This is a genomic window from Micromonospora coerulea (assembly GCF_016598485.1).
GTDB classification, from domain to species: domain Bacteria; phylum Actinomycetota; class Actinomycetes; order Mycobacteriales; family Micromonosporaceae; genus Micromonospora; species Micromonospora coerulea.
Window position 1 is genome coordinate 1 of the sequence record NZ_JAEMUW010000044.1, and the last position, 25,174, is coordinate 25,174.

Here is a 25,174-nt window from a genome sequence, read left to right on the forward strand (position 1 = left end):
CACCCTCCACCCGGTGCCACGGCGCAGGGCACCAGCACCGTCCCGGTCAACCTCGTCAGCTACCCGTGACCGTACCGGCGGCGGCGGCGGGCGACCGCCGCCGCCGGCGGTTCCGATCCGGGCACCGGGGTACGAATGCCTGGTGCCACCGGTCGGCGGCGCGGGTATGCCGACGCGCTCGCCGGGTATGCCAGATCCGCGGCGCTCAGCCGGTCGACGTGCGGCGCCGCTGCCCGGCGAGGTTGAGCCCACCGGCGACATCGGTCGGCGGCCGCCGACAGACGAACGCTCGGGAAGGATGACGCGCGATGAAGGTGCGAAGCTCCCTGCGAGCACTCAAGCAGAAGGCGAACTCGATCGTGGTACGCCGCCGCGGCAAGGTGTTCGTGATCAACAAGGCGGATCCGCGGCAGAAGGCCCGGCAGGGCTGACCCTGGTCCCGACCGCGGGGCGCGGGCCATCGCGGTGGTCCGCGCCCCTGCGCGCCGGGGTCAGCCGTGCGCACCCGGGCCGCCGGTGGCGTGCCCGACCGCGATCACCAGCGCGCCCGATGGGCCGACCGGCCCGGCTGGCCATTCCGGCTCTGGGGCAACCCGGCGGTGGTAGGAAGGCGGAGGGAGGCGCCGGGGGGAGCCGCGATGTCGAGCAGGCCGGGCGCGCTGCTGCGACGCCGCGACGAGCCGTTGCGCGCGTCGTTCCTGGAGCTCTTCTTCGACCTGGCCTTCGTCCTCGCGCTGCGGCAGCTCTCGCTCGTCCCGCAGGTGGGCGTGAGCGTCGCCCAGACGGCGCTCGCGGCCCTGCTCCTGGTGGCGCTCTGGTCGGTCTGGGCGGTGACCGCCTGGTTCGCCGACTGGTTCGACCGCGCCAACCCCTGGGTGCAGGCCGTGCTTGTCGGCGCCACGCTCGGGATGCTGCTGATGAGCGTCGCCGTCCCGGACGCCACCGGCGGTCGGGCCTGGCTCTTCGCCGGGGCGTACGTCGCGATCCACGTCGGCCGCGGCGTCGTCACGGCGGTGGCGCTCCGGGGGCATTCGCTGCGCCGCCGTACGCTGCGGATCCTCACCTGGTACGGCGCGACCGGCATCCTCTGGTTGGTCGGGGCGGCCTGGCCGGCGGTGCGGGTGCCGGTCTGGGTGGCGGCCCTGGCACTGGACTACACGGCGCCGCGGATCGGTTGGCCGACTCCGGGGCTGGGCCGCGCCGAGCCCGGTGAGCTGCGGTTACGGGGCGGGCATCTCACCGAGCGGTACCAGCAGGTCTTCATCATCGCGCTCGGCGAGCTGATCATCACCGCCGGCGTGACGTACTCGTCGACGGACCTGGCGGCGGCGCCGTCGGTCGCGTTCCTGCTCGTCTTCGCGGTCGCGGTGCTCAGCGGCCTGCTGTACGTCACACCGGCCGGCCGGGGCCTCGGCGCCGCCCTCGACGAACGGGACCCGTCCCGGTTCGGCACCATCACCAGCTACCTGCATCTGGTGATGATCGCCGGCGTGCTGGCGACGTCGGTGGCCGCCGACTTCGTGCTGACGCATCCCACGGAAGGGGGGCACACCGCGGCCGTCGCCCTCACCGTCGCCGGTCCCGCGCTCTTCCTCGCCGGCCGGGTCGCCCTGTCCGCGGTCATCTTCCGCCGGCTGTCCTGGCCCCGCCTGCTCGGTCTGCCCGCCCTGGTGCTCATCGCGCTCGTCGGCCACGCGCTGCCACTGCTCGGCGTCGCGGCGGCGACCGTCGCCCTCCTCCTCGTCGTGCTGGTCCTGGAGCGCCGGCTCGCCCGCACCGAGCCGGGGCCGCGGACGGGGCGGTGAGGTTAGCGAAACTTCCGCCGAGCCCGCGGCCTACGAGTCGGCGGCCCGCGGTTGCGGTGCGGCGTAGGCTGCTCCCGTGGATCAAGAAGATCGGATCGCGCTGTTCCTCGACTACGAGAACCTGGCCCTGGGCGCGCGGGACCATCGCGGCGGGGTGGCCTTCGACTTCCGGCCGGTCGCCGACGCCCTCGCCGAGCGGGGCCGGGTGGTGGTGCGCCGGGCGTACGCCGACTGGTCGTACTTCGACGAGGACCGGCGGATGCTCACCCGCTCGCACGTCGAGCTGATCGAGATTCCCCAGCGGATGGGCGCCTCGCGGAAGAACGCCGCCGACATCAAGATGGCCGTCGACGCCGTCGAGTTGGCCTTCGAGCGGGACTACATCTCGACCTTCGTGATCTGCACCGGCGACAGCGACTTCACCCCGCTGGTCCACAAGCTCCGCGAGCTCAACAAGCGGGTCATCGGTGTGGGCGTGGAAAAGTCCACCTCGGCACTGCTCCCGCCGGCCTGCGACGAGTTCCTCTTCTACGACCGGCTGGAGGGGGTGGAGATCCCCGAGACCCGCGGGCGGCGGGGTCGCCCCGCCCGGCTGCCGAGCCCGGAGCCGCAGCCGGCGGAGCGGGAGCTCGAGCCGCAGCCGGCCGAGGAGGAGGCGCCCCGCGACGTCGACACGCTCGCGGTCCTGGTCGCCCAGACGGTGGCCGGGTTGCAGGGCAGTTCCAGCGGCGCGGTGACCGCCTCGACGTTGAAGCGGACCCTGCTGCGCAAGGACCCGACGTTCAGCGAGTCCGACTACGGTTTCCGCACCTTCGGCGAGCTCCTGCGGCACCTCGCCGGGCAGAACGTGATCGAGTTGGCGGAGGGGCCCGCCAAGGGTGACCCGGAGGTGTCCCTGCCCGAGCGGGGTGATCGGGAGACGGCGTTCGCGCTGCTCCATTCCGTGGTGGTGGACCTCACCGGCGGTGCCGGCGCCGTGGCGCTGTCCGGCCTCAAGAACCAGCTGCGGCGGGCCCGCCCGGACTTCAGCGAGAAGAAGCTCGGGTACCGCAGCTTCCTGCAGTTCTGCAAGGCGGCCGCCACCAGCGGCGTCGTGGAGCTGCGGTGGAGCGCCGAGGACGACGACTACCTTCTCACCGCGACGGCGGCCTGACCCGCGGGCTCACTCGCCCAGCCGCTGCCGGGCGAGGAACTTCGGCACCACCATCCGCCACGCCTCCGTCACCAGCTCCGTCATCTGGTCGTGGTCGAGCCGGGCCAGGTGGCAGCACACCCAGTTGAACCGCAGGTCGGAGGCGCGGGGCAGGAAGAACAGGTCCGGTTCGGCGGCGATGAGGCCGTCCCGCTGCTCCTTCGGGTAGCCGAAGCCCATCGTCTGCTCGTCCCGGGAGAACGCGACGTAGACGATCGCGCCGACCCGGAACTTCACCCGGTCGTGGATGAGGTGCTCGGTGGTGCGTGGCAGGGTGCGGGCCAGCGCGCGGACCTCGGCGACGGTTGTCACGGCGGGCACCGTACGGGGGACCTCCGACAATCCGTCGTGGTGGCCACGTGCCGGGGCGGGCAGGCGGTCAACTCAGTCGGCCGCCAGCACGGCCTCGACATCGGCGCCGCTGGCCACCACCACGGCGCCGGAGCGCAGTTCCTCCGGGACCACGCCGCGCTGCTCCTCCACGGTGAGCATCGTCGGGCAGTCGGGGGGAATGATCACCCCGCCGGCCCGGTTGGCGAACTCGACCAGCAGATCGAGCACCTGGCCGGGGGAGAAGCGCGTGATCATGAGGCTGTCGATCTGGACGTCGGTGACGCCGTAGAAGGTCGCGTCGCCGCCGTCGGGGACGGTGATGTGGGCCGAGCCGAACTCCGGTTCCCGCCGGTCCACGTACGGGCCGAACACCGTGCCGAACAAATCAGCGGGCATCGCTGCCACGTCGTCGTCGACGAACCGCTGCACCTACATCTGGTAGCCCATGCCCGGGACCGTACCCGGCCGGGTTCCGCGGTGGTGTCCCTCGCCGCCCGACCGAGATCGATCTCGGTCGGGCGGATCGTCGGCACCGCCGGCGGGTCATCGCTCCATCGAGACGTCGAAGGCGGTGTCCCGGACGTCGGCGACCGGGTGCTGGCGCAGCGAGCGCAGCAGGTCGCGCCAGGGATCCGGCCAGCCCCGCCACCTGCCGCTGCGGGCCAGCGCCACCGCGAACAGGCCGGCCGCGGCGTCGCCCCGTCCTGCGAGGGAGCGGGCCGCGTGGAGCCAGGCCATCGGCTCGACCGGCGTCCGGTAGGACCGCTCCGCCCGCCGGGCCAGTTCGTCGGCCAGCCGTGCGGCCAGCGCCGGACGCCCTCCGACCAGCTCGGTGATCTCGTTGACGCCGGCGGCGAGCGTGCCGGGCGCCGCGGCGTCGAGCGGCAGCAGCGCGGTCATCAACCGGGCCGCCGGCGCCACGTACGCGGGGTGCCGCCCCACCTCGCGGGCCACCGCCAGGGCGGGGGTCCGGTCGAACCGCCGGCCCACCGTCCGGGCCCAGCTCTCGGCCGCTCGCAGGATGGCGGTGATCCGACGGCGAGCCGGGCGGTCGGCGCCCGCTCCGCCGGGATCGACGTCGGCCTCGTCGAGCCGGATCAGGGTGCGCAGGACCGTGCGGAGCACATCCCGTTCGGGGCGGTCCGGATGGTCGAGCAGCGCTCCCACCATGGGGTGCGCCGGCGGCCCGGTGTGGTCCTCGTTCAGGTCGACGAGGGCCGCCGTGGCCAGGTCGGTGAGGTCGGGCGCCCAGGGCATCCAGCGGGCGAGCTGGACCCAGGCCGGCCGGGCCACCTCCCGGTCGGCGCTCACACAGACCCGGGCCACGAGGGCGGCGTACCGGGGCTGGTCCGGTGCGGCGACCTGGTGGGGCGGGGTCGCCAGCACGGTCAGGCGTTCCTCGCGGCCACCGGCGGCCGCCTGCTCGAGGATCTGCCAGCTCTCCACCGCGTGCAGCCGCTGCCGGGCGGCGGCGACGGCGGCTGCCCGGACGTCCCGGTGCTGGTCGGGCTGGTCCCACGCGGCCAGCAGGACCGACGTCGCCGGCGGGGGGCCGAACCGGCCCAGCAGCCGCAGCGCCTCCTTCCGGCTGGTCACCTTGCCCCGGCCGAGCGCGACGTTCGACAGGGGCCCCAGCAGGTCGCTCGGGCGCACGAACCGGGCCGCCCGCCCCGCGGCGTACAACGCGACCCGGGCCCGTTCGTCGTCGGCATGGGACAGCAGCACCGGCAGGGCCTCGCCCGGGCGGTCGGTCCACGGCAGTGCGGCCAGGGCCGCCTCGGCCAGCGTCACGTTCGCGGAGTCCACGTACCCGAGCACCAGGTCGTACCCCTCGTCGGACATTGGCGCCGCCGACCGGATGGCGGCCGCGCGGTCGTGCAGCGGGGTACCCGCGTCGCGGACGATCTGCGCCTGCAGCCCGACGAAGGCTCGCTGCTGACGGGGCAGCCACCGCTCGGGGCGCACCGGCGTGCGCGGCACCCAACGGACGCCGGCGGTGAGGAACGCGCCGGCCGGCGGGTCGGCCAGCACCCGGTCGAGCAGGTCGGTACGCCGCGCGCTGACCGCCCGCCACACCGCCCGGAGCACGATGGTGGAGGTGTCCCCGTCCAGGACCTGCGCCACCCGCTGCCCCCGGGTCACCGGGTCGGCCAGCCACAACTCGACGGCCTCCCCGACCACGCCGCTCACGGTGCCCGGTGCGGTCGCCCGGCGCAGCAGCTCCTGCAGCTCCGGCAGCCGCCAGGCGCGCCGGTCCAGCGCGCGGGCCACCGCGAACAGGGCGGAGAACTGGCCCCGCGCCACGCCCGCCTCGACCCATTCGCGGAGCCGGGCGAAGACCAAAGCCTCCTGGCCGCGCCGCAGCGTCTGGTCGAGCCGCCCCAACGGCGGCAGCCGATGCCCGCCGAAGAGCCGGTCCAGGGTGTCCAACGCCCACTGCAGCAGCGCCGGGTCGTCGACGTGGTGGCGCAGCACGCCGACCGCGAGATCGCCGAGCGCGGCGAGGGTCCGGGTCGAGGCATCCCGGGTGGTCGTCGCGTCGACCGTGATCCGATGCAGCACCTCGGTGGAGTCGGCGCGCAGCAACGGGGACAGGCCGGCCAGCGCGCTCAGGGCCGCGGCCCGGACGGGGTCCTGCTCGTTGCGCAGCCGATCCAGCCGGGTCGCCGCCTCGGCCACCACCGCCGGGTCGCCGCTGCGCCGGGCCGCGGCGAGCAGCAGCTCGTACCCGGCCGCCCGGCTGGGCGCGTCGGCCGCCCGGATGACCGGCGCGAGGGCCGCGGACGCCTGCGGCCAGGGCAGGAAGGCGCTCCACGTCCGCACCGCCGCCTCGTCGCGGCGCACCCGGTCCAGCGCGAGCACCCGGCGGGCCTCCCGCTCCCGCCAGGCCCGAGGTAGCACGTCGACCAGCGCCTCGTCCGGGATCTCGTCGGTGGTCGCCACGTCCTCCCGCACCGCGTCGTAGAGCGCGCCCCGTTCGGTCGGCGGCAGGGCGGCCAGCAGGCGCTCGAACGAATTGTTGTGGCCGCGTAACCGTCGGCCCAGCGTGACCAGTTCCGGCCGCGGCAGCCGGCCGATCCGGCGCAGCAGTCTCGGCGGCAGCCACTCGTAGGCCAGCCAGCCGGCCCGATCCGGTGCGGTCAGCAGTGCCAGCACCCGGTGCGGGGCCGCGGCGGCGAGCGGCCCGTAGCCGACCAGGTCGCCGGGGAGGTGACTGGCCGGGGCGTGGCGTTCGAGGAGGGTCAGCGCCTGGTCCGGCCGGGCCCGACCGGCGGCCAGGATGCCTGCGGCGTGCCTCGACCACCAGCGGTTGGTCTCCTCCGGGCCGAGTCCGGGCAGCACCGTCGCGGCGTGGTCGAGCAGCACCTCGCCGTGCCGCCGGGCCAGCGGCAGCCAGCTCTCCACCGCGTGCTCCACCGCCGGCAGCACCCGGCGGGCGGTGCCCGCGCCACAGGCGGGCAGCAGCGCGGCCGCCTCACCGGCCCCGAAACGCGCCAGGACGTCGTCGACCAGCCCGTCGGCGACGTCGGTGCGGCGCAGGTGGCGCAGCGTGCGGTAGACCAGGCGCCGGAGGTCGGCCGGCGCGTCGGGCAGCAGGGCGCGCACGTCCGCGGTCGACAGCCAGCCGTCGCGCAGACCCACCTTCACCGTCACCGCGCGGATCGAGCGGTGCGGGTCCTCCAGCGCCGCCCGCACCGCCTCCCGGTCGCCGACGACCGCGCCGGCCGTGACGGCGAGGAAACGGTGGTACGACGGACCACCCCGCAGGTCCGCCAGCACGTCCGCGAGCTCGCCGGTGACGGTGAGCTCGCGGGCCCGACGGGCCAGGGTCGCCATCCGCTCCGGGTACGGCAGCGCGTCCAGCTCGCCGAGCAGCCGGCTTGTCGATCTCTGCACGGCGGTCATTGTGCCCGGAAAGGGCCGGATCCGCCGACCCGTTTCCGCCCGGCCCGACCCCGGCACCCTCGCCCGACGAAGCCGGCGGATACGAGATGTTCAGGTATGTATCGGGCGGGTCCGGGTAGGGCGACGTGAGCCGAGGAGAGGAGCAACCATGCCCAGCACCACCCTGCCGATGATCCAGACGTACCCGAAGTCGATCAACCTGGACCGGACGAAGCTCGCGGCGACGATCGACGCGCTGAACGACTGCGCCCAGGCCTGCACCGCGTGCGCGGATGCCTGCCTGAGCGAGGACATGGTCGCCGAACTGGCCAAGTGCATCCGAACCGACCTGGACTGCGCCGACATCTGCGCGACGACGTCGCGGGTGTTGTCGAGGCACACCGGCTACGACGCCAACATCAGCCGCAGCCTGTTGGAGGCCTGCGCCACCGCCTGCAGGTCCTGCGGCGACGAGTGCGACCGACACGCCCAGATGCACGAGCACTGCCGGCTCTGCGCGGACGCCTGCCGCGCCTGCGAGCGGGCGTGCCGGGACCTGCTGGCCACGATGAGCTGAGCGACTCCCACCCGACGCCGGTCGACATCGTCGCCGGAACCGGGCCGCTCATCCGGGCTCATGGACCGCGACCACGCCCCGTCGGCTCCGCCTACCGACGCCTGGTGCGGGCGACGGAGCTTGGCGCGCCGCTCTTCTCGGCCGGGCGGCGCCAGCCCACCACCCGCTGCCGCGCCACGGGGGCGCCCCACCTGGTCCGACGGCCGATCCGCCCGCCGGCGATGCAGTCCATCGCCGTCTTCGGCATGGTCGACCGCGTCTCGGGTAGCTCGGAGTCCAGCGCACACGAGGTGAGGTGGACGATGGCGGGATCGTGGTTGCTCGGCGCCGACGGCGGCACCCCGGGGCAGCGGCCGACAGCCGTGCTGGTCGCGGTGCACCAGGACGAGGGCGCGGGGGACAGCGGCCCCGGCAGCGAGGTGTCCCTGGACGAGCTGCGCCGGCTCGCCGACACCGACGGCCTGACCGTGGCCGAGGCGGTGGTGCAGCACCGGCCCCGGCCCGATCCGGCCACGTTCATCGGCTCCGGCAAGGTCGACGAGCTCGCCGCGGCGGCGGAGCGGGTCCACGCCGAGCTGGTGATCGCCGACGGTGAGCTGACCCCCGGCCAGGTGCGCAACCTGGAGGAGCGGGTCGGGGTGCGCGTCGTGGACCGCACCGCGCTGATCCTCGACATCTTCGCCGAGCACGCCCGCACCAGCGAGGGACGGGTACAGGTGGAGCTGGCCCAGATCGCGTACCAGTTGCCCCGGCTGCGTGGCGACGGCCGGTCGATGTCCCGGGTCGGTGGCGGGCGGATGGCCGGCGGCGCCGGTATCGGTGTCCGCGGCCCCGGTGAGATGCGGCTGGAGACGCAGCGGCGCACGCTGCGGCAGCGGGCCACCCGGCTGCGCCGCAACGCCACCGAGCTGGCTCGGCGCCGGGAACGCACCCGCAGCCGCCGGGCCCGCAACCAGGTGCCCTCGGTCGCCATCACCGGCTACACCAACGCCGGCAAGTCGGCGCTGCTCAACCGGCTCACCGGCGCGGACGCCCAGGTCCAGGACGTCCTGTTCGCCACCCTCGACCCGACCGTACGCCGGATCAGCACCGGCGCGCTGACCTACACCGTCACCGACACCGTCGGCTTCGTCCGGCACCTGCCCCACCAGCTCGTCGACGCATTCCGCTCGACGCTGGACGAGGTCAGCCGCAGCGACCTGGCGATGCACGTGGTCGACGCGTCGGCCCCGGACGCGCTCGACCAGATCACCACCGTGCACGGGGTGCTCCACGAGATCGGTGCCGGCCTGGTACCCGAGCTGTTGGTGCTCAACAAGATCGACGTCGCGCCGCCGGAGTGGGTCGTCGCCCTGTGCCGGGCGTATCCGGACGCGGTGCCCGTCTCCGCGCTGACCGGTGCGGGCATCGACCGGCTTCGGGCCGAGCTGGCCACCCTGTTCACCCGTCGTTGACGGCGCGTGCGGCCGACCCCCGTCCCGCCGGCGCCTACCTGCTCGGATCATCATGGGGGAGCGGCGTTGCTCGTCGGAGGAGGCGTTCGCGCTGCTGTCGAAGATTTCGCAGGACACCAACCGGAAGGTCCGCGACGTCGCTCAAGCCCTGGTCTCCCGGGCGGTCGGCGGCGGCCAGGGCTGACCGGCAACGATCACTGGAGCCGGTGCCGGACCCAGACGTTGGGCTCGACGTAGACGGCGTGCCCGTGGGTCACGTCGCAGTGCACCGGCACGAGAGCGCCGGGTACGTGCACCGGACCGCTCCGGTCGAACGGCAGGCCGGTCCAGCGGCGCCAGTCCTCGAGGCTTCCGCTGATCATCATCGACCGGGTGGCGACCCGCTCGATGCGCCCGCCCGCGCGCACGTGCACCCGCAGCCACGGGTCGACCGGCAGGCCGTCGGCGCGGACCTGCGCCGCGTACTCGGTCATCGGCAGGTCCGGGTGACGGTGCTTGCCGCTCGGGCGTACCGGGGCGACCAGGGTGTCGTACCCCAGCTTGGCGACGGCTTGCCGCATGGCGGCGAGCATCTGGGCGGACAGCCCGTCGCCGCGCCGGTCGGGCCGGACGCAGATCTCGATCGCCGAGACGATGTTCGGGGTGGCCCCGGTGAGTCGGACGACGGTCGCCCGCTGGATCGCCCGATCCCAGCCGCCGTCCGGGAGTTCCGGCTCCGTCCAGCGAAACGGCACGGCGTACGCCCGCGCGACGGCCCGTTCGGGCGCGGCGGAGTCGACGGCGACGAACACGAACTCGGGGTACAGGTCGTGGGCGACGTTGTAGTACATCGCGCCTATCGGGTCCCAGAGCATGAACTCCGGCCACGCCCCGTCAAAGTCCTGGTCGAGCCGGGGCGCGAGGTCCGGGCGGTCGGCCAGACTCACGATGTCGATCGTCACGGACGGAAACCGTAGGACGTCCACCGCCGCGGCGCACCCCTTTTCCGGGCGAGGTCTTGGCTCGCCCCGCCACTGAGCCGCGCTGTGGAACGACAATCCGCTGCGGGGTCCGGCAATTCCCGCCGTCAACGTCCCCCAGAGGTGGTGCCGTCGTGAGCTTGCGTTGCAGGAGTCTTGGTGGCCCTCCGGCGTCGCATTCCGTGTCGGGCCACCGCAACCAGCGCGATCTTCAGGACGATGAGTGCCACGAGGACGTTGGTTGCGACGCCGGTCCACGGCGATTGCGCCACGACCGTGCCCGCCAGCCCGACGTGCAGACCGATGACGCCGACCACGGCAAGCGCGAGGAGGATCGTCTGGAGGTGGGTACGTGAGAAGCGTCGACGGGGCTTGGGCGTCGGCGCGTCAGTGTGTCGGATGGGGACGGTGCTGGCGGTTTCGAGGCGCTGCCAGGTCACGGTGAGTGGGTCGCGACGGCTGAACCGCTCGAGGTCGCGGGTGATGACGTCACGGATCTGGGCCAGGCCGTCGTCGTCGGCGGCGTCGACGCGCACTGTGAGGATGCCGTCGTCGGCGGTGAGCGTGGCCCGACCCCAGGGGGTGAAGGTGACAAGTCCGGTGGTGTCCGACCACTCGGCTGCTACCTGCACTTCGCGGCGGGTCAACGGCTCGTGCAGATGGATGCGATGGAGGTGCCCGCCGCCGTCCATGGCGGCAGCGTGCTTGCAGAACTGGACGAGGTAGCGGCTGGCCCGCTCGGTCTGGATCTCAGCTTGCGCGATCGGCATGCGTGTTCCTTCGTGGTCATCTGGTTCGTCGAGGGCCGGCCCGGGCTGACCCGGGATCAAGTTATCGAGACAGTATGTCTCTACCAGTGTCAGTTTGTCACTCACCTGGTCGATCTGTATCCTCGTGGTCGTGCCCAAGCTGTGGACCGAGACGATTGACGCGCACCGCGCCGCCGTTCGGGACGCCGCCATGGACGCCATGGCCGCCCTCGTGGCCGAGCACGGACTGGTCGCGCTGACCATGTCGCAGATCGCCGAACAGGCCGGCATCGGGCGGGCGACGCTCTACAAGTACTTCCCGGACGCCCAGGCCGTTCTCACCGCGTGGCATGAACGTCAGATCACCGCGCACCTCGACCAGCTCACCGCCGCCGCCGTCGATCCCGCCGCCCCGGCCATCGCGCGCCTGGAAGCTGTTCTGCACACCTACGCGCGCATCCAGCATTACTCAGCGCCCCGTCACGGAGGCGAACTCGCCTCGCTGCTGCACCGCGGCGAACACGTCGACCGCGCCCAGCAGCGACTACGCGACTTCATCCAAGGCCTCCTCGTGGAGGCCGCCAAGGATGGCGACCTCCGCGACGATGTGGCCACCGACGAGTTGGCCAGCTACTGCCTGCACGCCCTCACGGCGGCCGGCAGTATGACCACTCCGGACGCCGTTCACCGCTTGGTCGCCGTCACCCTGGCTGGACTCAGCGCCCCACGCCGGTAATCCGTCCAGATCCCTGAACCATTGAGGACCGGCAGCAGCGCCCGGCGAGGTCAGCCCAGTCCGGGTGTTTTTGCCGAAGGGCTAGCGACGGCTGAAGGTATTTGGCAGGGTGACATCCACAATCGTGATCGCCCCGCGTGGCGACACGTCCGACGTGAGGGGGCGGCGTGCGTAAACCTTCCCGAATCCGATCACTCGTCGTTGCAGGCGCGGCGATCCTGCTCGCCACGATGTCATCTCCGGCCCAGGCTCATGAGCCATGGGACGACGGGTCCGTTCCGCCGCCTCCGCCGAGCAGCCCGGCCGACGCCTACAGCAGCAACATGCACCTCCTCTCGACCGACGCCCACACCGGAGGGGTCAACTCCGACCTTGCCTTCTCCGGTGACCTGGTCTTCGCCGGCCACTACGGCGGCTTCCGGGTCATCGACATCGCCGAGCCGGGCGAGCCGGTCGAGCTGGCCGACGTGCACTGCAACGGCCCCCAGGGTGACGTCTCGGTCTGGGGTGACCTGCTGTTCCTGTCCGTCGACACCCCGCAGAGCACGCCGGGCTGCGAGGGATCCCGCAACGTCACCGCATCCACCCCGGGCGCCTGGGAGGGGGTGCGCGTCTTCGACGTCAGCGACCCGGCGGCGCCGAGGTTCCTGCAGGCGATCCGGACCGACTGCGGCTCGCACACCCACACCCTGGTGCCCCGGGAGGACGGCGGCACCTACATCTACGTCGCGTCCTACCCGCTGAGCGCCAGCAACATCGGCCCGGACTGCCAGGCCCCGTTCGAGCGGATCTCCGTGATCGACGTGCCGGGTGGCGACGCCACCGCAGGCCTCGCCGCCAAGGTCGTCGCCGAGCCCAGCATCACGGGGATCGACCCCTTCTCCGGTGCGTCCGGCGACTTCTTCGCCTGCCACGACATCCAGGTGCTGACCCCGCGCAAGCTCGCCGCCGCGGCATGCCTGTCCCAGGGGCAACTCTGGGACATCAGCAACCCTGTGGCGCCCCGGGTGACCGCGAACATCGACACGCCCGACGTGGACATCTGGCACAGCGCGGCGTTCACCCACGACGGGAAGCACGTCACCTTCGGTGACGAGTACTTCGGGCCGGCGCGGGAGCCGTTCGGGGCGATCTGGACGTACGCGGTTGACGACCCCAGCACGCCGCTGAGCCACCTGCGCATCCCGCGCGCCGAGCCGAGCACTTACCACAACTTCAACTACGTGCCGGTGGCCGGCCGCAACATCCTGGTCTCCTCCGCGTACGGCTCGGGGACCTCGGTGGTCGACCTGACCGACCCGAGGAACCCGAAGGAGATCGCCTACTACGACATGCGGTCCAACCAGTGGTCGACGTACTGGTACAACGGCCTCATCATCGCCAACGACATTTCCCGCGGCGTGGACGTACTCCGGTTCAGTGGCCCCGAGACGGCCGGCGCCCGTCACCTGCCGATGCTCAACCCGCAGACCCAGACGTTCCTGCTGCCCTGACGGTGCTTGCGAGAGCGGGCGGGCGCCGACGGCGCCCGCCCGCTCTCGTCCTTTCAGGGTGGCCGAGGATCCGATGCGTCGATGAAAGGTGTTCGCCCGCCTGGTGGCGTCAGGCCGGCAGGCGCCAGACCTGGTTGGCGCCGCCGAAGCAGTCCCAGATCTGCAGCCGGGTGCCGTTGGCGGAGCTGTTGTCGGTGGCGTCCAGGCACTTGTTCGACTGCGGATTGCGCAGTGTGCCGTTGGACTGTGCCTGCCAGACCTGGGCGCCGGTGCCGTTGCAGTCCCACAGTTGGACCTTCGCCCCGTTGGCGGTGGAGCCGCTGGTCACGTCGGCGCACTTGCCCAGGGCGCGAAGCGTGCCGTCGGTGGCCACCGTCCAGCTCTGTGCGGCGGTGCCATTGCAGGTGTAGAGCTGAATGGCGGTGCCGTTGGCGCTGTTGGCCGCGGCGACGTCGACGCACTTCCCGGCGATGCCGGTGATCGGGCCGGTCGGCCCGCCAGGCGGCGGGGTGGTGCCGCCCATCACGGTGTCGTAGATCGCGCTGACCAGCGAGGTGGAGCCGGTGGTGTCCTGGGAGAGTTCCCAGTTCATCATCCCGCCGGCGTTGGCGAGCGCCCACTGGGTCTTGCGCTTGATGGTCGGGATGCCGTTGTAGCACTGTTGCACCCCGCTGACCGTGGTGCAGTCCCGGTTGGCGTTGGCCGGGTCCATGGCGACCAGCGCGGAGTAGGTGTAGTAGCCGGGCCGGCTGTAGAAGGGCACTCCGAATACGGCCTTGCCGGCGGGCAGGCCGCGCGACTTCCACAGGTTCACGCTGCTGATCGCCCAGTCGTAGTTGGCGTGCGGGCTCCCGCCGTCGTACGCCATGATGTTCAGCCAGTCGACGTAGCCGAACACCGCGGTCGGTACGCCCTCGACGTAGTAGCCCTCCGAGACCACGGCGGCGGTGAGCAGCTTGCCGCGGCTGTGCAGGGCGCTGCCGAGCTGCTGCATCAGCAGCGAGTAGTTGGTGGCCGAGGCGCCCGGGTCGGGGTACTCCCAGTCGATGTCGACGCCGTCGAGGTTGAATTGGTTGACGAAGGCGATCACGTTGCTGACGAAGGCGCCGCGGGCGCCGGAGTTGGCGGCGAGCGCCTCGAACGCGGAGTCGTTGCCGTCGTTCCAGCCGCCGATCGCGATCGACACCCTCACGTTGTTGGCGTGCCCGAGCGACACCAGCGAGGAGAGCTTGCTCGGATTCTCCACCGGGCGCAGGCTGCCGTCGTTGTTGGGGAGCACGAACGCGTAGTTGATGTGGGTGAGCTTGCTGTACTGGATCGTGTTGACGTTGCCACTCCAGGACGGCATGTAGCCGACGCTCTTGAAGTTGTTCGGCAGGACCGCGGCATCGGCCGCGACTGGGGACAGGGCGACGGTCGCGCCGGCGGTGGCCAGGGCGAGCAGACCGGCGACGAGGGCCGAGCGGCGGGGGCGTGGTGAGGACATCGAGGGGCCTTCCCGTTGGCGGGTTGCGGCGCGTGCTGCCCGGCCGGCGCTGGCTGGCCAGTCGCCGGATCGGGCGTACGGGTGGGACAGGGACGGGCTTCCTCGAGGTAGGCCAAATATTAAAGAGCATTAACTAAGACGTCAACGATGCTCTTCGATGCGCCGCGTGGCGGCCGTTCTGGAAGTCGAGCTGCTCGGCCACTGCCTGCTGCCAGCCCGGCGGGAAGGCGACCGGACGCAGCCGCGGATGAACCCTGTTGACCTGCTGCGCGAGCAGATCGAGGGTGCGGCGCCGGACGTGTTGCAGGCGATGGTGCGCACGTTCGCGCAGGCGTTGATGCCCGCCGAGGCGGATGCGACCTGCGGCGCCGGCTACGGGCGGCCCAGCGACGAGCGGGTCAACTTCCGCAACGGCTACCGACCCCCGGGGGAGTGGGACACCCGGGCTGGGACGACCGACCTGGCCATCCCCAAGCGTCGTTCGGGCTTGTACTTCCCGGTTCCGCAACCGGCCCTCGACTCAGCGCACCTCGGGCGCGGCGATGATGAGCTGACCGACGATCGCGCTGGCCAAAGCCCACCCGGGCGACGCGGCCGTGGCCACCGGCGTCGGAGAGTGCCAGGGCGCTGCGGCGGTCGTGGGGGTCCGGCACCCGCCGGAGGTACCCGGCACGGCTCCAGGCGGTCGAAGGATCTCAGCCTGCGGCGGACGACAAAAGCAAAGGCAAGAGGATCTCACTCCTTGCCACTTCTAACGTATAGCGCACAGGGGGGCTTGCGGCAAGACCCGGGTCTTGCCGCAGAATCGGCGGCCGGACACAGCACCGACGAGGAAATGGGGGGCCCGACGTGGGTGTGTTGTCGATGTACGGGGGACGCGGCGACCTTGAACCGCTGATGAGATTGGCGGTGCAGTGGCGGGCGCTTGACGCGGAGGTGCCGGGGTGCGCGCCGCCCGACCGGGCGCAGCGGCCGGCCGACTCGTCAGAGGGAAGCCAACCAGACATGAGGACGTGCCGAACAAGAGGTTCGACACAGCGCGAGGCGCCGGTGCTTCGATCGGCCAGTGCAATGCAATGGAGCACGGCTGCCTCGGAGGCATCGCAATGATCGAGCAGTACGTGTTGGATCTTCAAGAGGTTGACGAGACGCAGGTCGCGGTCGTTGGCGGCAAGGCCGCGCACCTGGGCGGGCTGTCGCGGATCGAAGGCATCCGCGTGCCGGCCGGGTTTTGCGTGACGACGGCCGCCTTCCGGCGGATCATGGCGGAAGCACCGTCGATCGACGATCGGCTCGATCAGCTGTCGCGCCTGAACCCGGATGACCGGGAGGCGATCCGCACGCTCAGCGCGGAGATCCGCCGGACCATCGAAGGGATTGCCATCCCGGGCGATCTGGCGGCGGCGATCACCCGCGCGCTCGCCCAGCTCGGCGAGCAGGCCGCCTACGCCGTGCGATCCAGCGCGACGGCAGAGGACCTGCCGACGGCCTCCTTCGCCGGCCAGCAGGACACGTACCTGAACGTCGTGGGGCTGGCGGCGATCCTCCAGCACGTCAGCCGGTGCTGGGCGTCGCTGTTCACCGAGCGGGCCGTGACCTACCGCCTGCGAAACGGCTTCGACCACCGGAAGGTCCACATGGCCGTGGTCGTGCAGCAGATGGTCTTCCCGGATGCGGCCGGCATCCTGTTCACGGCCGACCCCGTCACGGGCAACCGGAAGGTCGCCACCGTGGACGCCAGCTTCGGCCTCGGCGAGGCCCTGGTGTCCGGCCTGGTGAACCCGGACGTCTTCAGGGTGCGCGACGGCGAGGTCATCGCCAAGGCGGTCGCCGCCAAACAGCGTGCCGTTCACGCCCTGCCGGCTGGCGGTGCGCAGGAAGTGGCGCTCGACCCGCAGCGGCAGGAGCAGCCGGCGCTGACGGATGCGCAGGTCGTGCGGCTCGTGCAGCTCGGGCGGCGGATCGAAGCGCATTTCGACCGCCCGCAGGACATCGAATGGTGCCTGGTCGACGATGACTTCCAGATCGTGCAGAGCCGGCCAATCACCACCCTGTACCCCATCCCCGCGGTCCGCGACACAGAGAACCACGTCTATGTCTCAGTCGGCCACCAACAGATGATGACCGACCCCATGAAGCCTCTGGGGGTCTCCGTGTGGCAGCTGACGGCCATGGCGCCGATGCACGAGGCCGGCGGGAGGCTGTTCGTCGACGTCACCCGGCGCCTGGCCTCGCCCGCGAGCCGCGCCGGCCTCCTGGAGATGGCGGGGAGGGGCGATCCGCTGATCAGGGACGCGCTGGAGACCGTCCTCGACCGCCACGACTTCGTCCCGGCGCTCCCGGACGCGGGTCCCGGCGGGCCGCCGGCCAGCGGCGCGTCCGCCCCGATCGAGACCGATCCGGACATCGTCACCGAGCTGATCGAGCGCAGCCAGGCCTCCATCGCCGCACTGCGGCGCGACATCCGGACGAAGACCGGACCGGCGCTGTTCGACTTCCTGCTGGAGGCCTTCCAGGAGCACAAGCGAGTCCTCAGTGATCCCTTGAGCATGCAGGCGATCATGGCGGGGATGGAGGCCACCTGGTGGCTCAACGACCAGCTGCGGGAATGGCTGGGCGAGAAGAACGCGGCCGACACCCTCACGCTGTCCGCCCCCGGCAACGTCACGTCAGAGATGGGACTGGCGCTGCTCGACGTCGCGGACGTGATCCGCCCGCATCCGGAGGTAGTGGCGTTCCTGCAGGGCGTCGAGGACGACGGCTTCCTGGACGAGCTGTCGAAGTTCGCGGGCGGGACCGAAGCGCGCGACGCCATCGAGGCCTACCTCGACCGGTACGGCATGCGCTGCGTCGGCGAGATCGACATCACGAGGCCGCGCTGGAGGGAACGCCCCACCACGCTCGTGCCCCTGATCCTCGACAACATCAAGCTCTTCGAGCCGGGCGCCGCCGAGCGGCGCTTCGAGCAAGGGCGGCAGGAGGCGCAGAAGAAGGCGCAGGAGGTGCTCGAACGCCTGCGGGCCCTGCCGGACGGGGAGCAGAAGGCCGACGAGACCAAGCGGATGATCGACCGGGTCCGGACCTTCATCGGCTACCGGGAGTACCCGAAGTACGGCATCGTCAGCCGCTACTTCGTCTACAAGCAGGCCTTGCTCGAAGAGGCCGAGCGCCTCGTGCAGGCCAACGTGCTCCCCGAGAAGGAGGACATCTTCTACCTCACGTTCCAGGAACTCCACGACGTCGTGCGCTCGAACGAGGTGGATGACAAGCTGATCCAGCAGCGCAAGGACGCGTTCCGGTCGTACCACGCGCTCACGCCGCCCCGGGTGCTGACATCAGATGGGGAGGCCATCGCCGGGGCGTACCGACGCAACGACGTGCCGACCGGCGCCCTGATCGGCCTACCGGTCTCCGCCGGGACCATCGAAGGGCGCGCCCGCGTCATCCTGGACATGGCCCAGGCTGATCTCGAACCGGGTGACATCCTCGTCACGGCCCACACGGACCCGAGCTGGACGCCCCTCTTCGTCGCCATCACAGGCCTGGTGACGGAGGTCGGAGGATTGATGACACACGGCGCAGTGATCGCGCGGGAGTACGGCCTGCCGGCTGTCGTCGGTGTGGTAGATGCCACCCGGCTGATTCCGGATGGGCAGCGGATCCGCGTGCACGGAAGCGACGGGTACGTCGAGATTCTGCCTTGACTGCCCACTCACCACGCGCCACGCCGACCCACGAACCACCAGGCGCTACGACCGGGCCCGCAAGAACCTCGACCGGCACCCAACTACATCCTGGCCGCGTACATGGCCTCCGGGACATAGTCAGCCGCTCGCGGCTTCGCCGAGTACAGGATGTGTGAGGGGATCCCGGGTCAGGGTGCACGACGCCCGAAGGCCGCTCTGGTGCTCGAACGACGCTACGGTTGAAGATGCGGTCCGTCCCCTTGGAAGGAGCGCCCAACCATGATCCTCCCGAAGGTTCGGGACCCTCGCTTCGTCACCCTTCGTCGCGGTGGGACCCTCACTGATTCGGATCATCATCTCCTCGCTCTTTGGGCGGCGTCGTGCGCGGAGCACGTCCTTCACCTGTTCGAGTCGGTTCAGCCTGAGGACCCACGACCACGTGAAGCGATCGAGCACGCCCGCGCCTGGGTGCGTGGTGAGGTCAAGATGATGCAGGCTCGCGCGGCGGGCGGCCATGCAATGGGCGCGGCCAGAGACCTGCGTGGGGCAGCACGGTATGCCGCGTACGCTGCTGGCCAAGCGGGGGCCGTGGCACACGTCGCCGCGCACGAACTCGGTGCGGCCGCCTATGCGATCAAGGCCGCACGTGCTGCCGCGTCGGAAGGCGAGAGCGATGCCGCAGGGCGACTCGAGTGCCGATGGCAGCGTGACCAACTCCCGGAGGCGATCCGCGAGCTCGTGCTCGACGACCAGCGGTTGCGGAACGACATCTGCTGGTCGGTGTTCGACTGCTGAGCGGGCGTCAGTCGTAGGTCTGCGATGTCACGGCTCGCTACGAAACAGTCGTTGAGCGTGGTGGGCATATCCGCCCGGTGCTCTGGATCTTCTCGGCACCGCGCAGTGCGGGCTGACAACGCCATCCCCGTACGCTTCCCTTCCGACGTGCTCCACCAGGTCAAGCGCCGCGCCGAGGCCGGCGACCGATCGGTGGCCTCGTAGATCCGTCGTGCTGCCGGGCACGAGCTCAAGCGGGCGGCGTGACCGGCCTCCCCGGCATCCGGACGGACATGACTCCGACGCTCCGAGTCGCGCCGGTTGAGCTCGATGGTGCCGATCATCGCTCCGTCGAGATCGACCACGAAAAGGCCGGGGCGCCTCTCGGGCGTCTCAGGTAACGTGCGCTCGAGCTCATCACGCGGTCGAGGGCGTTCGATGAGCGCCGCACGGTCCCGGGCCTCGGACTCGCGGAGCACGAGCCGCTCGGTCCGTATCGGGGCAGGTGGCCAGGCGACGGGTCCGAGTTCAGTCATGGCGGGCAACCTGTCGCACGTCCGCCGGGCAGGAGCCTCAGACGACCGGCAGAGCGGCAGCAGCTTCTGACCCGCCGGGGCCGTGGATGACGCCCAACGATTCCGATGGCATCTCACGGATACGCCATCAACCGTCCGCTCATGACCGCGAACGGTGCTGGAACGGGCTGGCTCCACGTGTCGGTCAGCCGGCGAGCTGGTCGCGGCGGCGGGTGAGGTAGAGCCGCTCCGCGGGGTTGCCGGCGAGACCGATGGCCCGGTCGTACGCTGCCCGCGACTCGCCGCCGCGCCCGAGTCGCCGCAGCAGGTCGGCGCGCGCGGCGTGGAAGGCGTGGTAGCCGTCAAGGACCTCGGCGAGCCGGTCGATCTCGGCGAGCCCGACCCCGGGGCCGTCGACCTCGGCGACCGCGACCGCCCGGTTGAGCCGCACGATCGGCGAGGGGTCGAGCAGCACCATGCGGCCGTAGAGGGCGACGATGGTGGACCAGTCGGTGCCTCGGGCGGATGGGGCATCCGTGTGGACCGCGTTGATCGCGGCCTGCAGCTGGTAGCGCCCGGGTGGGTCACCGCCGGCCGCCACCGCCTCGATCCGCTCGCGAACCAAGGCGTTGCCCTCGGCGATGAGGGTGCGGTCCCATGCGCCGCGGTCCTGCTCGTCGAGGGTCACCAGCTCCCCGGTGCGGGACACGCGCGCCGGCCGCCGGGCGTCGGTGAGGAGCATCAGGGCAAGCAGGCCGGCTACCTCGCCGTCGTCCGGGAGGAGAGTTCGGAGCAGACGGCCGAGGCGGATCGCCTCGTCGGTGAGGTCGACGCGCACGGGGTCGTCCCCCTCACTGGCGAGATAGCCCTCGTTGAAGACGAGGTAGACGACCGCGAGCACGCCGGCGAGCCGCTCGCGGATGTCGTCGGCCGAGGGCACCCGGTAGGGAATGTGTGCCGCCTTGATCTTTGCCTTGGCGCGGGTGATCCGTCGCGCCATCGTGGTCTCCTGCACCAGAAAGGCGCGGGCGATCTCGGGGACGGTGAGGCCGCCGAGCAGGCGCAGGGTGAGCGCCAGCCGGGCCTCCATCGCGAGCGCAGGGTGGCAGCAGGTGAAGACCAGTCTGAGCCGGTCGTCCTCGACCGGGCCGGTCGGCTCAGGAGGGGTGTCGTCGTACACGATCCGGGCCGCCTGGTGTATGGCGTCGCGCTGCGACTCGCGACGGAGCCGATCGATTGCCTTGCGGGTCGCGGTGGTGGCGAGCCAACCGCCGGGATTGGGGGGTACGCCCTCGCGCGGCCACCGCTCTGCAGCTGCTACGAACGCCTCCGCCGTCGCTTCCTCGGCGACGTCGAGGTCGCCGAAACGGCGCGCGAGGCCGGCGACCACCCGCGCCCACTCCTCGTGGTGGACACGGGTGATCGCCTGGTCGACGGTGGGAGCAGTCACGGCTCCAGCAGCGCTCGGACGGATTCCTCGGTTCGGAAGGGACGCACCTCGACCGTGCCGTGGCACGCTTTCGACCCCTCGGCGGCAAGCGCCAGTGCCACGTCGAGGTCGGCCGCCTCGATGACCCAGAAGCCGCCGAGGTACTCCTTCGTCTCCAGGCAGGGCCCGTCAGTGAAGGCCGGCTTCGCGCCCTGCCCGTCGACGGTGGTCGCGGTCGTCGCGGGCTCCAGGCCGTCGGCGAAGACGAAGTGGCCGTCCCTCTGGAGCCTCACGTTGAAGGCACCGGTGTCGGCGAACGCCTGCAGCATGGCCTCCTGGGAGGGGTAGGTGCCGAACTCGGTGCGCTCGGCCGGTCCGTAGACGGACAGCAGGTACCTGGGCACCGCGCTCACTTCTCCGCAGAGCCGTTACGCCGGGCCTGCCCGGGACCTCGGAAACGGTGCACCTCCTGCGGCCAGTCGAGCACGGTCGCGAGCCTGCCGGCCCAGTATCGCGCCGCCGCGTCGTCGGGCACGTCCACGACGGCGAAGCCGCCGAGGTGCTCCTTGGTCTCGACGTACGGGCCGTCGGTGAAGAAGGGCTTGCCGTCAACCGGCTCGACACTGCACACCGCGGTGGACCGGTCGAGCCCGCCGTTGGTGAAGTCAGGACACCGTCGGCCTGCATCTCCTCGATCACGGCGCGGGCGGCCGTGCCCTTCTCGCGCAGCTCCTCCGCCGTGTGGTCGGGCACCCACTCATCGTTGAAGGTGATCAGGTACTCCGTCATGGTCGTCTCCTCTCAGTCCCCGGACGAGGACCTTTCCCGACTCCTCGTGTCCGGCGGCCCGGCCAGCCGCCGCACACTAGTTCCACGAACGGCTGCGCCTTGATACGACACCATCCCGGAAACTCCTTTTCAAGGCAGCCCCGGCGTAGTGACTGAGGAAAGGACCGACCTCCGTCCTTCGAAACGCACACTCGCCCGCTTGACTCCCCGGCGAACCGCGAGCAGTTGAGGAGGTCGAGCAGGTCTTCGCTGGCGGCCCTCGGGGGTGCGCCGCAGCCGTCTGGCGAAGGGGCTCGGCGTGGATCCGCGGAGCTTCTTCGAAGCCCTGCGGCGCCAACATCGGCGACCGTCGGAGAGGAACACGGACATCGCGTCCTGCAGGTGCGCGGCAAGGGCGGCGAGGTCGTCCTCGTCCCACTGCCGCCCTCCGTGGCAGGACCGTGGATCGTGCGGTCGACGGCCGTTTCGATGGTCCGGTCCTGCGCAACCCCCTCCGGGCGCGGATGGGTCGGCATGCCGCAGCCCCCGGCTCAAGCACCTCGCCGCCAGCGCCGGGATCCGCATGCCGACGGACCGACAACTACATCAGACGCCCTACCGTCCATGGTGGGGACCCGCGGCGGTGCGGGGGAGGCAAGCGCCCCGTGACGCGACCCGTCAGCGACCTCGGCGGGCGTTGAGGCGGGCGGCCTGGCGCGTCAGGTGGTCGCGCTCGGCGAGGTTGGGGGCCCTTCGGGCCGCCTCGGCGTACAGCCGGGCCGCCGTGGCCAGGTCGCCGTCGCGTTCGTGCAGGTACGCCGCCACCGCCGTGTGGCGGGGCAGTGCGTCGTCCAGCGCTGCGAGCGCCGCTAGACCGGCGCGCGGTCCGTCGGCCTCGCCGACGGCCACTGCGCGGTTGAGCCGGACGACCGGGCTGTCGGTCAGGCGGGCGAGCTCGTCGTACCACTCGACGATTTGCACCCAGTCGGTTTCCTCGACGGTGGGCGCGTCGGCGTGGAGTGCCGCGATGGCGGCCTGGGCCTGGAACTCGCCCAGCCGGTCACGGGTGAGGGCCGCCTGCAGGATCTCGACGCCCTCGGCGATCGAATTTGTGTCCCATCGGCCGCGGTCCTGCTCGGCGAGCGGCACCAGGCTGCCGTCGGGCGCGGTCCGGGTGGCACGCCGGGCGTGGTGCAGCAGCATGAGAGCGAGCAGCCCCGCCACCTCGGGGTGGTCGATCGCTGCCGCGAGTTGCCGGGTGAGCCGGATGGCCTCGGCGGCGAGGTCGACGTCGCCGGAGTATCCCTCGTTGAAGACCAGGTAGAGGACGCGTAGCACGGTGGCGACGTCGCCGGGCTGGTCGAAGCGCACGCCGGAGATGGTGCGCTTGGCCCGGCTGATGCGCTGCGCCATGGTCGCCTCGGGCACCAGGTAGGCCTGGGCGATCTGGCGGGTGGTCAGTCCGCCGACGGCGCGTAGCGTGAGCGCGACCGCGGACGACGGCGTCAGCGACGGGTGAGCGCACAGGAAGTAGAGCTGGAGCGTGTCATCGACCGTGGGCGCGGGCCCGGGCGCCGGCTCCTCGTCGACGAGGTCCTCACGCCGGCGGCGGGCGGCGTCGGCCCGGGTCGTGTCGAGGAACTTGCGCCAGGCCGCGGTGACCAGCCAGCTCTTCGGGTCCCGCGGCGGGTCGGCCGGCCAGACGCGGAGCGCCTCGATCAGCGCGTCCTGCACGGCGTCCTCGGCCGCCGCGAAGTCGGCTCCGCGGCGGACGAGGATGCCGAGCACGCTCGGCGTGAGGCTCCGGAGGAGGGCCTCGTCCATCAGGTCACTCCGTGATGGTGGGCGGCTCGGTCAGGAAGGGGCGCAGCTCGAGCCACTCGTGAATCGGCTTGCCGCCCGCCCCGGGGGCGGCCGACAGTTCCCCGGCCAGCTCGAGGGCGCGTTCGTAGCTGTCGACGTCGATCACCATCCAGCCGGCGATGAGGTCCTTGGTCTCGGCGAACGGGCCGTCGGTGACCGGCGGGCGCCCCTCACCGTCGTACCGGACGAACGTCCCCTCGGGGGCGAGCGCCTGGCCGTCGACGAACTCGCCGGTCTTCTCGAGCCGGGCCGCGAAGTCGTTCATGTACTGCACGTGCGCCGAGATCTCCTCCGGCGTCCACTGGTCCATGGGCACGTCGTTCACTGGAGCCGGAGCGCCGCGGTAGTGCTTGAGCAGCAGGTACTTCGCCATCGTGGTCCTCCTCGTGCTGGTGCGACCCATTCTGGTCACGGTTCACCCCAGGGACGGAGCCAGTCACGGGTTCTCGACATCGCCGTCCGGATCTGTTGGCTCTCGTAGATGAGCCCCGCGCAGCCTACCGACGACGGTCAGATCGCGCGGAAGCCGCCGATCACTGGGCTACCGCGATATCACTCAGAGCACTCATCTACCGCTGAGCGGTCGTCCCGACGACCGGATCTGCTGCCGAGAGGGCGGCTGGCTTGGGCTGACCGGCGCCGGCTCGGAGTGGTACGTCAGAAGCCAGCGAAGCACGTCTCGTTGAGCTAGTCCGCAACGGTCAGCGGGCCAGTCCGGCGATGAGGTTGACGGAACCGGCCACGATCACCACGCCGAACAGGTACGACAGGACGGCATGGGTCAGCACGGTGCCCCGGATCCGCGGATCCCTGATGGCCGTGTCCGATACTTGGTAAGTCATGCCGATCGTGAAGGCGACGTAGGCCAAGTCGCGGTAGGTGGGCCGCACCTGCACAGACTGGCCGCCGAAGCCGATCCCGCCGGTCGTTGATCGGTATTGCAGGTCGGCGTAGCGCAGGGTGAAGACCGTGTTGACAACGGTCCACGACAGCAGGACGGTCAGTATGGCGACGCCGATGAGCAGCACCCGCATTGAGCCGCTCTGCCGGCCGGCGAGGCTGAGAGCAAAGCCGACACCCAGCAGGCTGGTGACGCCCGCCCCTACCAGCAGCACCGCGGCGGTTCCCCGCGTCTCGTCCTCACGGGTGGCGAGTAGCTCGGTGTGGGAGCTGTCCGCTCGGATAATGATCGGCCAGATGGTGAGGAGGAAGGCGAGCGCGGCGGCGTCCCACCCCCCGACCGTGGCCAACTCCCACGTCACGAACGGCAGGAGCGCCAGAGCGACGAGGAGCCCGATGGAGGCGACGATGACGGCTCGCCGCAGGGCTGGGGCGTGCCAGCCCAGCGCTCGGTGATACATCGTCTCCGGGGGCATGCCGGTCATCGTCCGAGTGTCTCCCGCCGCGTCGCATGGCGTGCTGATAGCAGCGCACAGCGAGCCCGTTGGTCACCCTGGCTGGCCCACTGAT

At 71.4% G+C, this 25,174-nt stretch carries 22 protein-coding genes and 2 pseudogenes; 12 read left to right on the plus strand and 12 right to left on the minus strand.

All coding sequences use genetic code 11. From position 1 onward, the window contains the following. The first annotated feature begins 308 nt into the window (after nucleotides 1-308). The 3 genes from I8N68_RS30430 (at nucleotide 309) to I8N68_RS30440 (ending at nucleotide 2,958) form a co-directional block, all read left to right on the plus strand. Nucleotides 309-431, plus strand: coding sequence for a ribosomal protein bL36 (locus I8N68_RS30430; RefSeq protein WP_200216449.1), 123 nt, complete (start codon nucleotides 309-311; stop codon nucleotides 429-431). Nucleotides 432-638: 207 nt separating this feature from the next. After that, nucleotides 639-1,805 (plus strand): low temperature requirement protein A, encoded by a 1,167-nt coding sequence (locus I8N68_RS30435; RefSeq protein WP_200216451.1) that lies wholly within the window; start codon nucleotides 639-641, stop codon nucleotides 1,803-1,805. 76 nt (nucleotides 1,806-1,881) lie between these two features. Next, nucleotides 1,882-2,958: a PIN domain-containing protein gene (locus I8N68_RS30440; RefSeq protein WP_200216453.1), complete on the plus strand. Its 1,077-nt coding sequence runs from the start codon at nucleotides 1,882-1,884 to the stop codon at nucleotides 2,956-2,958. Nucleotides 2,959-2,967: 9 nt separating this feature from the next. Here the strand turns inward: I8N68_RS30440 and I8N68_RS30445 are convergent, their stop codons facing one another. The 3 genes from I8N68_RS30445 to I8N68_RS30455 all read right to left on the minus strand — a co-directional run bounded on the left by I8N68_RS30445 (nucleotide 2,968) and on the right by I8N68_RS30455 (nucleotide 7,227). After that, on the minus strand, nucleotides 2,968-3,309 hold the full coding sequence (locus I8N68_RS30445) for an MmcQ/YjbR family DNA-binding protein (RefSeq protein WP_200216455.1): 342 nt from the start codon (nucleotides 3,307-3,309) through the stop codon (nucleotides 2,968-2,970). A gap of 72 nt (nucleotides 3,310-3,381) precedes the next feature. Then, nucleotides 3,382-3,759: a hypothetical protein gene (locus tag I8N68_RS30450; protein ID WP_200216457.1), complete on the minus strand. Its 378-nt coding sequence runs from the start codon at nucleotides 3,757-3,759 to the stop codon at nucleotides 3,382-3,384. Nucleotides 3,760-3,873: 114 nt separating this feature from the next. Next, nucleotides 3,874-7,227 (minus strand): hypothetical protein, encoded by a 3,354-nt coding sequence (locus I8N68_RS30455; protein WP_200216459.1) that lies wholly within the window; start codon nucleotides 7,225-7,227, stop codon nucleotides 3,874-3,876. Nucleotides 7,228-7,384: 157 nt separating this feature from the next. Here I8N68_RS30455 and I8N68_RS30460 point away from each other — a divergent pair, with 157 nt between their 5' ends. From I8N68_RS30460 to I8N68_RS30470, 3 genes and pseudogenes are all read left to right on the plus strand, one after another. Beyond that, complete coding sequence (locus I8N68_RS30460) at nucleotides 7,385-7,792, plus strand: four-helix bundle copper-binding protein (protein ID WP_200216461.1); 408 nt, start codon at nucleotides 7,385-7,387, stop codon at nucleotides 7,790-7,792. 104 nt (nucleotides 7,793-7,896) lie between these two features. Then, nucleotides 7,897-9,246: a GTPase HflX gene (gene hflX, locus I8N68_RS30465; RefSeq protein ID WP_307813040.1), complete on the plus strand. Its 1,350-nt coding sequence runs from the start codon at nucleotides 7,897-7,899 to the stop codon at nucleotides 9,244-9,246. 46 nt (nucleotides 9,247-9,292) lie between these two features. Beyond that, nucleotides 9,293-9,430: pseudogene (locus I8N68_RS30470) on the plus strand (ANTAR domain-containing protein); the annotation flags it as partial. Nucleotides 9,431-9,440: 10 nt separating this feature from the next. Here the strand turns inward: I8N68_RS30470 and I8N68_RS30475 are convergent. Next, nucleotides 9,441-10,187, minus strand: coding sequence for an N-acetyltransferase (locus tag I8N68_RS30475; protein ID WP_307813041.1), 747 nt, complete (start codon nucleotides 10,185-10,187; stop codon nucleotides 9,441-9,443). A gap of 125 nt (nucleotides 10,188-10,312) precedes the next feature. Then, nucleotides 10,313-10,975, minus strand: a complete 663-nt coding sequence (locus I8N68_RS30480; protein WP_200216463.1) for a DUF2218 domain-containing protein — start codon at nucleotides 10,973-10,975, stop codon at nucleotides 10,313-10,315. Between the two features lie 130 nt (nucleotides 10,976-11,105). Here I8N68_RS30480 and I8N68_RS30485 point away from each other — a divergent pair, with 130 nt between their 5' ends. Further along, nucleotides 11,106-11,690 carry a TetR/AcrR family transcriptional regulator gene (locus tag I8N68_RS30485; protein WP_200216465.1) on the plus strand — a complete coding sequence of 195 codons (585 nt, stop codon included), beginning with the start codon at nucleotides 11,106-11,108 and terminating at the stop codon, nucleotides 11,688-11,690. A 323-nt stretch (nucleotides 11,691-12,013) separates the two neighbouring features. Beyond that, on the plus strand, nucleotides 12,014-13,183 hold the full coding sequence (locus I8N68_RS30490) for an LVIVD repeat-containing protein (protein WP_200216467.1): 1,170 nt from the start codon (nucleotides 12,014-12,016) through the stop codon (nucleotides 13,181-13,183). A gap of 109 nt (nucleotides 13,184-13,292) precedes the next feature. Here I8N68_RS30490 and I8N68_RS30495 read toward each other — a convergent pair whose 3' ends face one another. Next, on the minus strand, nucleotides 13,293-14,669 hold the full coding sequence (locus tag I8N68_RS30495; protein WP_200216469.1) for a glycosyl hydrolase family 18 protein: 1,377 nt from the start codon (nucleotides 14,667-14,669) through the stop codon (nucleotides 13,293-13,295). 247 nt (nucleotides 14,670-14,916) lie between these two features. Here I8N68_RS30495 and I8N68_RS30500 point away from each other — a divergent pair. From I8N68_RS30500 to I8N68_RS34425, 4 genes and pseudogenes are all read left to right on the plus strand, one after another. Continuing rightward, nucleotides 14,917-15,168, plus strand: a pseudogene (locus I8N68_RS30500) (transposase); the annotation flags it as partial. Between the two features lie 607 nt (nucleotides 15,169-15,775). Beyond that, nucleotides 15,776-18,373 carry a rifamycin-inactivating phosphotransferase gene (gene rph, locus I8N68_RS30505; protein WP_200216471.1) on the plus strand — a complete coding sequence of 866 codons (2,598 nt, stop codon included), beginning with the start codon at nucleotides 15,776-15,778 and terminating at the stop codon, nucleotides 18,371-18,373. 261 nt (nucleotides 18,374-18,634) lie between these two features. Further along, entirely contained in the window at nucleotides 18,635-19,150 is a 516-nt protein-coding gene (locus I8N68_RS30510) for a putative immunity protein (protein ID WP_200216473.1), read from the plus strand. Nucleotides 19,151-19,174: 24 nt separating this feature from the next. Then, entirely contained in the window at nucleotides 19,175-19,354 is a 180-nt protein-coding gene (locus tag I8N68_RS34425; RefSeq protein WP_372433917.1) for an Arc family DNA-binding protein, read from the plus strand. Nucleotides 19,355-19,849: 495 nt separating this feature from the next. On the opposite strand, the gene I8N68_RS30520 is transcribed toward I8N68_RS34425, so the two are convergent. From I8N68_RS30520 to I8N68_RS30545, 6 genes are all read right to left on the minus strand, one after another. Beyond that, a complete protein-coding gene (locus tag I8N68_RS30520; RefSeq protein WP_200216477.1) occupies nucleotides 19,850-21,094 on the minus strand; it encodes an RNA polymerase sigma factor in 1,245 nt (414 codons plus the stop codon). Beyond that, nucleotides 21,091-21,477: a YciI family protein gene (locus I8N68_RS30525; protein ID WP_372433918.1), complete on the minus strand. Its 387-nt coding sequence runs from the start codon at nucleotides 21,475-21,477 to the stop codon at nucleotides 21,091-21,093. Before I8N68_RS30525 ends, I8N68_RS30520 begins: the two co-directional genes overlap by 4 nt. Before the next feature lie 5 nt (nucleotides 21,478-21,482). Then, nucleotides 21,483-21,704 (minus strand): YciI family protein, encoded by a 222-nt coding sequence (locus tag I8N68_RS33390; RefSeq protein ID WP_307813043.1) that lies wholly within the window; start codon nucleotides 21,702-21,704, stop codon nucleotides 21,483-21,485. Nucleotides 21,705-22,519: 815 nt separating this feature from the next. Continuing rightward, nucleotides 22,520-23,665, minus strand: coding sequence for an RNA polymerase sigma factor (locus I8N68_RS30535; protein ID WP_200216479.1), 1,146 nt, complete (start codon nucleotides 23,663-23,665; stop codon nucleotides 22,520-22,522). Nucleotides 23,666-23,669: 4 nt separating this feature from the next. Further along, entirely contained in the window at nucleotides 23,670-24,077 is a 408-nt protein-coding gene (locus I8N68_RS30540; protein WP_200216481.1) for a YciI family protein, read from the minus strand. A gap of 328 nt (nucleotides 24,078-24,405) precedes the next feature. Next, nucleotides 24,406-25,089 (minus strand): DUF1345 domain-containing protein, encoded by a 684-nt coding sequence (locus I8N68_RS30545; RefSeq protein ID WP_200216483.1) that lies wholly within the window; start codon nucleotides 25,087-25,089, stop codon nucleotides 24,406-24,408. Nucleotides 25,090-25,174 lie beyond the last annotated feature (85 nt).